At 62.7% G+C, this 12365-nt stretch carries 9 protein-coding genes and 3 rRNA genes (1 of these 12 running past the window's edge); 5 read left to right on the forward strand and 7 right to left on the reverse strand.

The window, feature by feature from the left end; translation table 11 throughout:
• The 3 genes from IM733_RS20070 to rrf (IM733_RS20080) all read left to right on the forward strand — a co-directional run.
• Positions 1 to 573, forward strand: a 23S ribosomal RNA gene (locus IM733_RS20070); it begins 2320 nt to the left of the window's first position.
• Between the two features lie 133 nt (positions 574 to 706).
• A 5S ribosomal RNA gene (rrf, locus tag IM733_RS20075) occupies positions 707 to 822 on the forward strand.
• Positions 823 to 932: 110 nt separating this feature from the next.
• Positions 933 to 1048, forward strand: a 5S ribosomal RNA gene (gene rrf / locus IM733_RS20080).
• Between the two features lie 261 nt (positions 1049 to 1309).
• Here rrf (IM733_RS20080) and IM733_RS20085 read toward each other — a convergent pair.
• The 6 genes from IM733_RS20085 to IM733_RS20110 form a co-directional block, all read right to left on the reverse strand.
• Positions 1310 to 1777, reverse strand: a complete 468-nt coding sequence (locus IM733_RS20085; protein ID WP_248918176.1) for an SRPBCC family protein — start codon at positions 1775 to 1777, stop codon at positions 1310 to 1312.
• Between the two features lie 31 nt (positions 1778 to 1808).
• Positions 1809 to 5240 carry an amino acid adenylation domain-containing protein gene (locus IM733_RS20090; RefSeq protein WP_248918177.1) on the reverse strand — a complete coding sequence of 1144 codons (3432 nt, stop codon included), beginning with the start codon at positions 5238 to 5240 and terminating at the stop codon, positions 1809 to 1811.
• A gap of 10 nt (positions 5241 to 5250) precedes the next feature.
• Positions 5251 to 6180: a diiron oxygenase gene (locus IM733_RS20095; RefSeq protein ID WP_248918178.1), complete on the reverse strand. Its 930-nt coding sequence runs from the start codon at positions 6178 to 6180 to the stop codon at positions 5251 to 5253.
• Complete coding sequence (locus IM733_RS20100; RefSeq protein ID WP_248918179.1) at positions 6177 to 6953, reverse strand: DUF3050 domain-containing protein; 777 nt, start codon at positions 6951 to 6953, stop codon at positions 6177 to 6179. The genes IM733_RS20095 and IM733_RS20100 overlap by 4 nt, the downstream gene beginning before the upstream one ends.
• Positions 6954 to 7531: 578 nt before the next feature.
• Complete coding sequence (locus IM733_RS20105; RefSeq protein ID WP_248918180.1) at positions 7532 to 8107, reverse strand: hypothetical protein; 576 nt, start codon at positions 8105 to 8107, stop codon at positions 7532 to 7534.
• A 69-nt stretch (positions 8108 to 8176) separates the two neighbouring features.
• Positions 8177 to 8875 carry a GntR family transcriptional regulator gene (locus IM733_RS20110; protein WP_248918181.1) on the reverse strand — a complete coding sequence of 233 codons (699 nt, stop codon included), beginning with the start codon at positions 8873 to 8875 and terminating at the stop codon, positions 8177 to 8179.
• A 268-nt stretch (positions 8876 to 9143) separates the two neighbouring features.
• Here IM733_RS20110 and lapG point away from each other — a divergent pair, with 268 nt between their 5' ends.
• Complete coding sequence (gene lapG, locus IM733_RS20115; protein WP_248918182.1) at positions 9144 to 9845, forward strand: cysteine protease LapG; 702 nt, start codon at positions 9144 to 9146, stop codon at positions 9843 to 9845.
• A gap of 10 nt (positions 9846 to 9855) precedes the next feature.
• Positions 9856 to 11802 (forward strand): cyclic di-GMP receptor LapD, encoded by a 1947-nt coding sequence (gene lapD / locus IM733_RS20120; protein ID WP_248918183.1) that lies wholly within the window; start codon positions 9856 to 9858, stop codon positions 11800 to 11802.
• Positions 11803 to 11924: 122 nt separating this feature from the next.
• Here the strand turns inward: lapD and IM733_RS20125 are convergent, their stop codons facing one another.
• The gene (locus IM733_RS20125; protein WP_248921205.1) at positions 11925 to 12266 is read right to left on the reverse strand and encodes a tryptophan synthase subunit beta; all 342 of its coding nucleotides are present in this window, start codon (positions 12264 to 12266) and stop codon (positions 11925 to 11927) included.
• Between the last annotated feature and the right edge of the window lie 99 nt (positions 12267 to 12365).

The following is a 12365-nucleotide window of genomic DNA, read 5'->3' on the forward strand; positions in this document are numbered from 1 at the left end:
CAAAAGCGCGCTTGACTGCGAGACAAACACGTCGAGCAGGTACGAAAGTAGGTCTTAGTGATCCGGTGGTTCTGTATGGAAGGGCCATCGCTCAACGGATAAAAGGTACTCCGGGGATAACAGGCTGATACCGCCCAAGAGTTCATATCGACGGCGGTGTTTGGCACCTCGATGTCGGCTCATCACATCCTGGGGCTGAAGCCGGTCCCAAGGGTATGGCTGTTCGCCATTTAAAGTGGTACGCGAGCTGGGTTTAGAACGTCGTGAGACAGTTCGGTCCCTATCTGCCGTGGACGTTTGAGATTTGAGAGGGGCTGCTCCTAGTACGAGAGGACCGGAGTGGACGAACCTCTGGTGTTCCGGTTGTCACGCCAGTGGCATTGCCGGGTAGCTATGTTCGGAAGAGATAACCGCTGAAAGCATCTAAGCGGGAAACTTGCCTCAAGATGAGATCTCACTGGAGCCTTGAGCTCCCTGAAGGGCCGTCGAAGACTACGACGTTGATAGGTTGGGTGTGTAAGCGCTGTGAGGCGTTGAGCTAACCAATACTAATTGCCCGTGAGGCTTGACCATATAACACCCAAGCAATTTGCTCATGCGAATTGCGGTGGTGAAGACGAAACGAACCGAAAGTTCGCGACGAACCACAAGATCACATATCCGAATTGGCTGGAGTATCCATCTGGATCTTCTGGCAACAGAATTTCTTGACGACCATAGAGCATTGGAACCACCTGATCCCATCCCGAACTCAGCAGTGAAACGATGCATCGCCGATGGTAGTGTGGGGTTTCCCCATGTGAGAGTAGGTCATCGTCAAGATTCATTTCGCAAAACCCCTATCTGCGCGAGCAGGTAGGGGTTTTGTCTTTTAAGTAGAGAGTACAGAGATTCGCTGGCACGTCCCTCGGACGGACCGGCACACAGAATTTCTTGACGACCATAGAGCATTGGAACCACCTGATCCCATCCCGAACTCAGCAGTGAAACGATGCATCGCCGATGGTAGTGTGGGGTTTCCCCATGTGAGAGTAGGTCATCGTCAAGATTCAATTCCGAAGCCCCTGATCGCGATGCGGTCAGGGGCTTTGTCTTTTCCGATCCGGTGAAGATCAAACCCATTGATTGACCACGCCCTCTCTCGGAGCGGCATTAGCCGCGATCACCCGCGAAGCGAGGGGCCAGGCACCGCGTTGTCCGCATCGCGGCTGAAGCCGCTCCTACAGAGCGCAGCTCAAGGGGGCTGGGCAATTGTTAACAGGCACAAAAAAGCCGCTCCATGGGGAGCGGCTTTTTTATTGCGGATGGATCAGCTCAGCAGGTTTTTCACATTGCCCATCGCCTCATCGGCAAACCCCTGGAGAAACGCCTGGAAGCCCGGCAGCGCCTCGGGGCCACCCTCCCAGGGCTCGGCCTGAATGGTCCAGGTCGCGCGGCTGTGGTTGGCATCGATCACTTGCACCTCCATCGCTGCCCACAGGTTACCGATGTTCAGGCTGGTGTAGATCAGGCTCCAGGTCATGTGCATGGCCTGTGCATCATGTGAGTTGAGCTGCTCGATGACCACGTTACCGTCCTTGAACAGCTTCGTGCGCACTGAACGTACACCGCTGCCAGTCATGTCGATGTGCGCGAGCGCAGGGATGAACACCGGGAACCCGGCGAAGTTGCCGACGATGTTCCATACGGCGGCGGCGGGCGCGGTGATTTCCACGCTGGAGACCACCTCGCACCCTTCAGGGTTGCGGATCAAGGTATCGGGTTTGAGTGCTTGCATGCTGTGTTGCTCCTGTTGTGTGGAAAAGCGATCAGATGAAGCCGATGTCGGCCAGGTACCGGCAGCCGCGGCGCAGCAGCTCGGGGTTCTTGCTGGGGTAATGGGTGCCCATGCGCCGTACCCCGTCACGGGCGTTGGCGTGGGCGATCCCGGAGATGTCGCCGATGTCTTCCTCGAAACCGTCCAGGTAGAAACCCAGGACGTCGTACAGCGCGTTGTCACGGTCGACCCGGCGTAACTGGCGCTGCCACTGCTCGATGCTGACCAGCTCGAAGGCATGGCCCTGTTCACGAAACGAGGCCAGGTAGTCACGCCAGCGCAGTGGCTCGGGGTTGTGCAGGTTGAATACGCATTGCCCGGCTTGGTGGCGGCTGCTGTGGAAGGCGATGAAGCGCGAGAGGAAGTCCACCGGCATCAGGTCGAAGTCGATCTCCAGGCCAGGTACCTGCCCCAGTTGCAGCGAACCCTTGAGCATCAGCATCAGGCGATTGCGCTGGGGCTGGCAGGCACCGGTACGGCTGTCGAAGGTGATGTTCCCCGGGCGGAACAGGTTGACCCACACCCCCTGCGCACGGGCGCGGCTGAGGATGCGTTCGCCGATCCATTTGCTCAGGTTGTAGCCGTTGCGAATGTAGATCGGTGGAGTGCTCGCCGGGTCGTCCTCCAGTACCTGGCCCTGGCTGCCCACGGCACTGCAGGCGGAGAGGGTGGAGACGAAGTTGAAGATCTTCTTGCGCCGGCCCTCGCATAGGCGCAGGCACTCGAACAACGGCTCGATGTTGTCGGCGGCCAGTACCTGGTAATCGAGCACATGGTTGACCTGCGCGGCGTTATGCAGCAAGGCGCCGTACGTTTCATCGAGGTAGTCATAGTCAGCCTCTGCCAGGCCCAGGCGCGGCTTGCGCAGGTCGGCCTCGAACACCCTGATACGCGACAGGTCGAGGGTGATGTGGTTGTCATGCAGCGACTGGGCGAAGCGCTCGGCGGCACTCAGACCTTCGGCACTGCGTACCAGGCAGGCCACCTCGGTCGCTCCCCAGTCCAGCAATGCTTCGACCAGGTGCACGCCAAGGAAGCTGTTAGCCCCGGTGACGATCACCTTGTGCACATCACCCAGGCGCTCAACTGGCAGCACCTGGAGGCCGAGGTCGCGATTGGCATCCTGCTCAAGGCGCTCCAGCGTGTGCTGTTGCGCCGTGTCGTCACCATCGAGCAACGCCCCCAACCGCTGCAGGGTCGGTTGTTCGATGAAGCGATTGATCGCCACGCCCTGGCCGAAGCCTTCCCGCACCGCCAGTAGCAACCGCGACAGCAGGATCGAATGGCCGCCGAGGTTGAAGAAGCTGTCATCGATGGAAATGTCTGCTTCCGGCAGTTCCAGCAGTTCGCTCCACAGGCCACGCAAGCGATGTTCGGTGGCGGTGCTCGGTTGCAGGCGCTGGCTGCTGGGCAAGGCCAGTGGCCGCTGCGACAGCGCCTGGCGATCCACCTTGCCATTGGCGGTGTAGGGCATCTGCTCCAGCTCCTGATAGAACATCGGGCGCATGTAGTCGGGCAGGTGCTGCTCGGCGTGCGCGCGCAGTTGCTGTTCGGCATCTGCGCCGTGGCCATGGGCGACGAACGCAAGCACGCGGCGCTGGGCATCGATCACGACCGCCACCTGGGCGAACAACTGGCTGTCACGCAGGCAGTGTTCGATCTCTTCCGGCTCAACGCGAAAGCCGCGGATCTTCACCTGGTTGTCACGCCGACCGCACAACTCGATGCCCTGAGGGGTCCACTTGCCGATATCGCCCGTGCGGTAGGCACGCAGCGTGTGGCCATTGGGCAGGTACAGCTCAACGAAGCGCTCGGCGGTCAGCGCCGGGTTGTTCAGATAACCGAGCCCGACACCGGGGCCGGTGATGTAAAGCTCGCCTGCAGTCTGCTGCGTGACCGGCCGAAGGTCTTCGTCGAGGATCAGCACCTGGGTGTTGGCGATGGGCAGGCCGAGGTTGCGGTTGCTGTCGCCGCTGGCAAATACCCGGGTAGTTGCCAGCACGGTGGTTTCGGTCGGGCCGTAGATGTTGTGCATCCTGCATTGCCCGGATAGTCGGGCGATGACCTCCGGTTCGCAGACATCGCCGCCAGTGACAAGGTGTTTCAGACCCAGCGGCATATCGCGGGGCAGAATGCTCAATAACGCTGGTGGTAGGAACGCGTGGCTGACGTCCTGGCTGTGGATAACTCGCAGCAGCTGTTGTGGGTCGCGGCGCTGATCTTCGCTCGGCAGTACCAGTTCGGCACCGCAGGCGAAGGTAGGCAGGATATCCAGCAGGGAAGCGTCGAAGCCGATGGTGGAGAACTGCAGCACCCGGCTGTGTCGGTCCAGCGCTACATGCTCGCGGTACCAGGCGATGAAGTGCGCCAGGTTGCCCTGGCTGAGCAGCACGCCCTTGGGCTGGCCCGTGGTACCGGAGGTGTAGATCGCCACGCAGGCCTGGTCGGCGCAGGCCGGGCGCAGTGCCAGTGTGGGCAGGTGGGCGTCTTCGGCTTCCGGCAGCGCGCGTACATCCAGGTGCCTTATATCCACGGCTTCTTGGTCGTCGTGCAGCAGCACACAGGCATTGGCGTCCACCAGGATGCGCTGGCGGCGTTCGGCCGGGGTTGCCGGGTCCAGGGGCAGGTAGGTGGCCGAGCAGCCCAGGATCGCCAGCAGGCTGGCATAGAGTTCGGGCGATTTGGCCATGCACACGGCGACCACCGGAGGGGGCTCGCCGGACGATGGCAACAAAGGTAGCAGTGCACGCTGGATCGCGACTGCGCGGGCGTGTAGCTGGTGGTAGCTGCAGCGCTGACCGTCGCGACTTATGGCCGTGCGTTCGGCATGTTCGCGCAGGCTATGTTCCAGTTGCACGACCAGATCAGTCTCGGCCTGTTCCAGGAGGTCGGCGCGCAGCGTGCGGTTGAACGGATGCCGGTAAGCCAGCGCCTCCAGCCAGTGCAGGCTGTGCTCGCGCTCCTGCACGCTGGGGCTGACCGCGGGTGCCTCTTGCAGGTACTGCGGGTTGCGGGCGTAGCGGGTGACTTGCTGGGCGAGCAGGTCATTCAGGGCCTGTAGGGTGTCCTCACGCAGCTGCTGGCCGTTGCCGGAAGCTGGCGACGGCACGGGCAGGCGTTCGATCAACCGTTGGGCGCTGGCATTGCCGCACCAGCACAGGATTTCGAGGCGTGGCAGGGTTTCGGCGAAGCTGGCCCCCAGGCGCAGCCTCAGCAAGGGCGTCGCGTCCAGCGATTGCCAGTCGCTACTGTTGAGCGCCAGGCTGCCGTCCTCCACCACCAGGTGCGGCCGGGCGACCAGTTGTCGGCGCAAGGTGTCGGCGTCGTTGGCGAGGGTGATGCCATGGCCGTGTTCGTCGAGTTGCTGGGCAAGCTGCCCCAGGGCAGGGCTGTGGCCCACCAGAAGTATGTCGAGGCGTCTCATGCAGGTGTCCTTAGGGCAGGTAGTCGCGCAGGGCCTGCTGTACGCAGGCCGACTCAAGCATCGAACTGGCACGGAAGAAGCGCAGGATGTTGCCCAGCAACGGATGTTGGTGGTTGATCGGGTAGGCCAGCCCCTGAGCTTCTTCGCGCAAGGCCTGGCGTAGCGTCTCGTTCACCGGCAGTGCGGCGATCAGGGCGAAGTCGAAGGCCTGCTGGAGGTCGTTGGTCAGGTACTGGCGCAGGAACACTGGCAGCACCTCGGCGATCGTCTGGCGGTCGGCCTCGGATGCCGTCTGCCAGTAGATCCGCGTCAGGCGTGCCCAGAAAGTCGAGTGGCGACCTTCGTCGAGCAGGTGGTCGGCCATCAGCCCTTTCACCGAGGGCTTGACCGAGTTGTCGCGGGCGAACGCTGCCACATCGTCGGTCAGGGTGTTCTCGGCAATGCCCACGCAGATCAGCTCCACCGCATCGCGCAGACCCTCGGGTACCTGCGCCACGGCCGCCGGGATGGCCCGGCTGAGCTCGATCTCCTGGGGCAGGGCAATCGGTTCGACACCGGTCAGGGCAATGGTCTGCTGCAGGAAATCCATGGCCACCAAGGCGTGGTAGTCCTCATCCACCACTACGGTCATGGCGTCGTAGCGGCAGGCGAACGGGAAGCGCACGGCGAAGCGGTCCTTGGCGATGCGCCGTGCGGTCCGGTCGACGATCTCGGTCTCGAAGATCACTACGTCGTTGATGAACTTGTAGAGGCTCTGCACCAATACGAAGTCGCGTAGCTGTGGGCACTCGCGCTGGAAGGTGGCACCAAGCACCAAGGGCTGGCGGCTGAGCGGGTAGATCAGCCGCTGGTCGTCTTCGACCAGGCGCCGGGGCCGGGTGCGGATGGTGGCGCGCTCTTCCCAGGCCTCGGCGAAGGAGCGGTATTCATGGGCGTTCATGGGGTGACCTCGGCGACAGGGGTTTGCAGCGAGGCGCGCAGGCGGTCCCACAGGGCCATGCGGCTGTCCACCGCGGCGATGGCTGCGGCGTAGACGTCTTCCTGGCGCACCGGGTCGTGATCGACCAGGCGTGCCAGCAACTGCTCGGCGGCTGGGCCGTGGTCCTCGGAGTCGACCTCGATATGCCGCTGCAGGTAGTAGCGGAAGGTGGGGGCCTGCTCGCTGCCGATACCCCATTCGTCGAGGATCTGCTGGAACATCATCGGGATGACACTTTCACGGCCGTGCAGGAAGGCTGCGGCGACGCGGTGCGCGGGGGCGTGCAGGGCGACTTCGAGTGTGTCGCGCACGAAGTGCTGGGCCGCCTCGCTGGCTCCGGCGCGAGGCAGGGCGCTCAGCGCATCGACACCCTGTTGCTGAAGGCTGATGAAGCGTTCGATCGCCTGGGTGCAGGCGCCGACCTCACGCATGGCGTCCAGGTACAGCTCGAAGTGGCTGTAGTGGCCGTGGTCCAGGCGGTCGTCGGACTCCTCACCCAGCACGATCTCGTTGATCAGGCGGGCAGCGGCCGGGTCCTCGGGTGGGAGCCAGGGCAGGCTGACGCACGTCAGCTCCTGTTGCAGGCGTTTGGTCAGCGACATGAAGTCCCAGACGGCGAAAACGTGGGTTTCCATGAATCGGCGCAGGGTGTCGAGCGCGTCGATCTCGGAAAACAGCGGGTGCCGGGAAAGTGCGATCTTCTTGGCGGAAAGGGTGCTCTTCAATGTGCTCATGATCATGTCCGTTATGGGCGTTTTGGGGATTGTTATTTCACTGCAAGTTATTCGATTTGCCATATTCGAGGTGCACGATGCCCTCGAACAGAAATCGATATTGATGAACCTGCAGAGGCCAGGTGGCGTGGCGCTTCAGGGCTGTCGGCGCCTGGCGATATAAAAGTTAGAACAACTTCAAAGTTATCGGCAAATGTTTTTTTAGTTATTTTAATTTTGTAATTAATGCGGGCAAGCAGGGGCTATATAAAACTTTTTGGTAAGTTTTATTTTGGCAATAAGTGCCCCTTCCGATGATTAACTATCAGAAAAGAATACGATGGAGTGAATGCCTCACTCGGAGCACTGATAAATGGGGTCAGGGGAGGTTTGACTGTTCAGGGGCGGCTGATCGCTTGCGGTCCTTGCCCCGGTACCACGCTCCTTCTTCTGGTGGATAAAGTGCGGCCGACCAGGCCCGTTGGGTGATCAGCGGTCGGCGCGGGGTCTAGAGTGTGCCCAAAATGCTGGCACTGTCATGGCTTGTGGCAGCCATGACAACGCAAACGGATGTTTCCGGAGGGGGTAAGCGTGCTCGGCTACAAGCTGAGCAGGCCGAGGTGGGTGTTGATGATGCGCACCAGGCGCTGGTTGAGCAGAGAGGTGTCGACCGATTGCGCGGGCAGCTCGATCAGCTCAAGGCCCTGACGGGCAAGGCTGTGCCAGCCGAGCATGGCCGGCAGCGAGCCGGGGAGGTACAGCACGGTCATCGGCACTTGGAGGGCCAGGTTGGTGGTGATGTCCAGGCTGGGGGTGGGGCTGTCATAAGTGGAAACAAAGAGATGGCGGGTCTGCCCGGGATGATGGTTCTGCGCCAACTGTGCCAGTGCCACCGCCACATGCGCGCCAAGCCCCTGGCCGAAGATGGCATGGGGTTGGGCGAGGTAGGGCTGGAGTTTGTCGAGCAGCGCACGGGCGAGGGGGCAGGGGGGCTCTGCGGGGTCGAATTCATCCAGTCGGACAGAGGGAGGGACATCAGCGGCAATCAGTTCGATGGGATCGCACAGGGTCTGGGCCCAGGTGCGGTACTGCATGAGCTGCTGCCGATCGTAGGCCAGGCAGATCAGGCGGATCCGGGCAGGTTGTTCGGTTGTAGTTCCCTGTAGCGTCTGCACGTGCACTGGCGTTCCTTAATGCCGGATGACGTTCCTTGCCGACACAGCCACGACCGTGGCTGCGTGGTGTCACTGATCGGCTGTCGACTGTCGGTCGAGGTATTTCCTGATGGTGCGGGCGGCATTGTTCAGGTGGGCTTCGAGCAACCTGACGGCATCATCCACCAGTTTGTCGCTGGCCGCATCCACCAGGGCGATGTGGTCGTCCTGTGTCAGCTTGCCCAGCCCCATCGACGACAGGTGGAAACGCAGGAAGCGCTCCTCTTCGTTGAGTTCGATCTCGATCATGCGCAGCAACTTCTGGTTGTGCGCCTTGCTGTAGAGGGCCATGTGGAACAGGCGGTTGAGGCGGCCGATCTCGGCGTGACGGGTTTCGTTTTCCAGCTGCTGGATATAACCACGGGCCTGGGCGATGTCATTGGCATCGAGCAGGGGGATCGATTGACGCAGGGCCTCGGTTTCGAGGATGACACGCAATGCGTAGGTGTCGACTGCATCCTCGCCGATCAGCGGCGCGACCACGGCGCCTTTGTGCATGACCACCTGCAACAGCGATTGCGCTTCGAGCTGGCGCAGGGCTTCGCGTACCGGCATGCGGCTGACGCCGAAGAGGCTGGCCAGCTCCTGTTGGCGCAGGGCGGTGCCTGGAGGTAGGCGGCCGTCGAGGATGGCACTGCGCAGGCGCTCTTCGATGACGCTGCGGGCGAGGTGCGGCGGAACTTGCTCGCTGCCCAGCACGGAGCTCAGGAGTTTGGGTTTCTCAGCCACGCGGGTTCAGCCTCGGCAACATGAAGATTGGATCCAATAACCCTAGTGAGGGATGGGGCCGCTTGTCAAACGGCAAGTGGATGCGGGCCTGCGCCCGTTCATCGAACGCGGCTATCGTGAAGGAAGTCGGCTGCCAAGGGAAGCTACGGGCGTCCTTGCATGGCCTTTGAGGAGCAGGTTTGCCGACGGCTGGCAGCATGATCGCAAGGTGCCATTGTCTTTTGCACCGCCAGCCCGCACCATCGCTGCTTTCGAATGATCTGAACAGGTGTTCGCAGTGGCGATACCTTGGACTCTCAATACGACCCTGCGCCGCTTCGGTCTCGCCGTGCTGCTCGGCTGCCTGTTGCTGGGCGGCACGCAGGCGGATTGGGACTTCTCCCAGATCAGCCGCCGTGCCCAGGCGCTCTATGGGCCGTTGGGGGAGGGCCAGAAGCGTGTCGATGCCTGGCAGCAGTTGCTCGCTACGCAGAAGCAAGGCAGCGAGCAGGAGCAGTTACAGGTGGTCAACCGCTTCTTCAACCAGCAGTTGCGCTATGTCGAGGATATCGACCTGTGGCATGAGGTCGACTACTGGGCCACGCCGGTGCAGTCGCTGATCAAGGGGGCGGGGGACTGCGAGGACTACGCCATCGCCAAGTACTTCAGCCTGCGGCGCATGGGCATCCCGGCAGAAAAGCTGCGCATCACCTACGTCAAGGCCCTGCGCCAGAACCGTGCGCACATGGTCCTGACCTATTATTCAAGCCCACAGGCCCAGCCCCTGGTGCTCGACAGCCTGATGGACGCGATCAAGCCAGCCAGCCAGCGCACCGACCTGTTGCCGGTGTACGCCTTCAATGGCGAGGGCCTATGGCTGACCGGCGCCGCTGGCAACAAGAAAGTCGGCGACACCAAGCGCTTGTCGCGTTGGCAGGATCTGCTGAAGAAAATGCAGGCCGAAGGGTTCCCGGCCGAACCGGTTTACTGAAGGAGCACAGATGTCACTGTTCAAACAATTGCTGCTAGCCATTTGCCTGTTCCTGGTGGTCGCCTTCAGTGGCAGCTTCATGGTCAGCCTGGAGAGTTCGCGTAGCCAGTACGTCAACCAGCTGCGCTCCCACGCCCAGGACGCGGCCACCGCGCTGGCGCTGTCGCTTACGCCCAACATCGACGACCCGGCGATGGTCGAGCTGATGGTCAGCTCGATCTTCGACAGTGGCTACTACACCAGCATCAAGGTCATCGACCTGGGCTCCAATGCCGTGCTGGTCGAGCGCCATGCCGAGCCTGATAGTGGTGGCGTGCCGGGCTGGTTCATCCACCTGATCGGCCTGGAGCCGGCCGGGGGCGACGCGCTCGTCAGCCGTGGCTGGCAGCAGGCGGCGCGGGTCGAGGTGGTCAGCCACCCGATGTTCGCCCTGGCCAAGCTCTGGCAAAGTGCCCTGGGCAGCCTTGGCTGGCTGCTGCTGTGTGGCGCGGTAAGCGCGGTGCTCGGTGCGCTGCTGCTGCGCCGGCAGTTGCGGCCGCTGGATTACATGGTGGCGCAATCCCACGCGATCGCCCGCCGCGAGTTCCTCAGCCTGCCCGAGTTGCCGCGCACGCCGGAACTGCGCCGGGTGGTGCAGGCGATGAACCAGATGGTCGAGAAGCTCAAGGCGTTGTTCACCGAACAGGCCGAGCGCAGCGAGAAGCTGCGCACCGAGTCGTACCAGGACAGCCTCACGGGCCTGGCCAACCGGCGCTATTTCGAGATGCAGCTCAATGCGCGGGTCAGCAACCTGGAGGAGGCGCGTGCGGGTTACTTGTTGCTGCTGCGGGTCCAGGACCTGGCCGGCCTCAATGCGCGCCTGGGCGGCCAGCGCACCGACCAGTTGCTGCAGGCGGTGGGTGAGCAACTGCGTCGCACGTGCGCCAACTACCCGGAAACCAACGACCTGATCACCCGTAGCCGCGGTGGTGAGTTCGCCGTGCTGGCGCCGGGCATGGTCCACGACGAAGCGATCCAACTGGCTCAGGCCCTGGCCGCGACCTTGCAGAGCCTGCACGAAACGGGTGCCAGCGATGTCGACCCGGTGGCCTGTATTGGCCTGGCGCCATACAACCCGGGTGATGCCCCCCAGGACCTGCTCAAGCTCGCCGACGAGGCGCTGGCCCGTGCCGAGAGCCAGCCGCAGCCGGGCTGGGTATGCCTGGAGCAGGGGGCCGCGGCCGATGCCGCAGACAGTCACCATGCCTGGCACACCCGCCTTGACCAGGCTTTGGCCAAGGGGCAGTTCGAGTTGTTCTTCCAGCCGGTGGTGGATAGCCGGGCGACAGACCGGGTGCTGCACTACAAGGTCATCTCACGCTTGCACGACGAGCAAGGCCAGGCGCTGGCGGCGGGTCGCTTTCTGCCCTGGCTCGAGCGTTTCGGCTGGATGGCGCGGCTGGACCTGCTGGTGCTGGAGAAGGTGCTCAAGCACCTGCAGGGGCACGCTGAGTCGCTAGCGCTGAACCTGTCGGCCGCGACCCTGGCCGACCCCAAGGCGTTGCAGCGGGTCTTCGAGCTGCTGGGCCAGTACCGTGCCATCGGGCCGCGTCTGACCTTCGAAATCGGCGAGGAGCAGTTACCTGAGCAATCGATGCTCGAGCAGCTGACCCGGCGCCTGCGCGGGCTGGGCTTCAGCCTGGCGCTGCAGCGTTTCGGGGGCCGCTTCAGCATGATCGGCAACCTGGCGCACCTGGGCCTGGCCTACCTGAAGATCGATGGTGGCTATATCCGCAACATCGATCACGAGCGGCACAAGCGGCTGTTCATCGAAGCCATCCAGCGGGCGGCGCACAGCATCGACCTGCCGTTGATCGCCGAGCGGGTGGAGACGGAAGGGGAGTTGAAGGTGCTGCGAGAGATGGGTGTGCAGGGGATCCAGGGGCAATTGGTGGGTGAGCCCGCGCCTTGGCGTTAAGCGGGGCAGGCCTGTTCGCTCTGGATAGGAGCGGCTTCAGCCGCGAGCACCCGCTGAGCGGGTGCCAGACACCGCGATGCCGGCATCGCGGCTGAAGTCGCGCCTACAGCGAACAAGGCCGTTCAGATCAACCCGCCTTCCTCTTCTTCCTCGATCAGGTTGTTCAGGCTGCCCAGCGCCTTGCGCGCGGTGGAGCGGTTGAGCAGCTTGGCCTGGGCGCCGGGCGGCAGGTCGGTGATGCTGAACACGCCTTTGGCTGTCAGTACCTCGATCAGGTCTTCGAGCACCCGGATCATGTCCAGGTCGCTCTGCTTGAGCTGCTTGAGGCTGTTCTCGACAACGTTGTCGGCGAACCATTCCTGGATCTCGGCATTGTCTGCCGGGACCATCTCGGTAAAACCGTCAAACGCGGCGGCTTCCACCCGCAGCAACTGGCCCTCGGCGTCGCGTTGCACGTAGAACATGGCGGCGTCCCTCGTCACGATGAATCCTTTTTGGTAGTCAGCAGCATAGGCAAAGTTCACCGGGCATGTAAGCCCGGCGCACGAGTATGCGCGTGAAGA

This window comes from Pseudomonas entomophila (assembly GCF_023277925.1).
Classification (GTDB): Bacteria; Pseudomonadota; Gammaproteobacteria; order Pseudomonadales; family Pseudomonadaceae; genus Aquipseudomonas; species Aquipseudomonas entomophila_D.

Excerpts from the sequence above, each read along its gene's own strand:
- IM733_RS20100 (WP_248918179.1), bottom strand. The coding sequence starts at position 6,953 with ATGAGCACATTGAAGAGCACCCTTTCCGCCAAGAAGATCGCACTTTCC.
- IM733_RS20090 (WP_248918177.1), bottom strand. The coding sequence starts at position 5,240 with ATGAGACGCCTCGACATACTTCTGGTGGGCCACAGCCCTGCCCTGGGG.
- IM733_RS20125 (WP_248921205.1), bottom strand. The coding sequence starts at position 12,266 with ATGTTCTACGTGCAACGCGACGCCGAGGGCCAGTTGCTGCGGGTGGAA.
- lapD (WP_248918183.1), top strand. The coding sequence starts at position 9,856 with ATGTCACTGTTCAAACAATTGCTGCTAGCCATTTGCCTGTTCCTGGTG.
- IM733_RS20085 (WP_248918176.1), bottom strand. The coding sequence starts at position 1,777 with ATGCAAGCACTCAAACCCGATACCTTGATCCGCAACCCTGAAGGGTGC.
- IM733_RS20095 (WP_248918178.1), bottom strand. The coding sequence starts at position 6,180 with ATGAACGCCCATGAATACCGCTCCTTCGCCGAGGCCTGGGAAGAGCGC.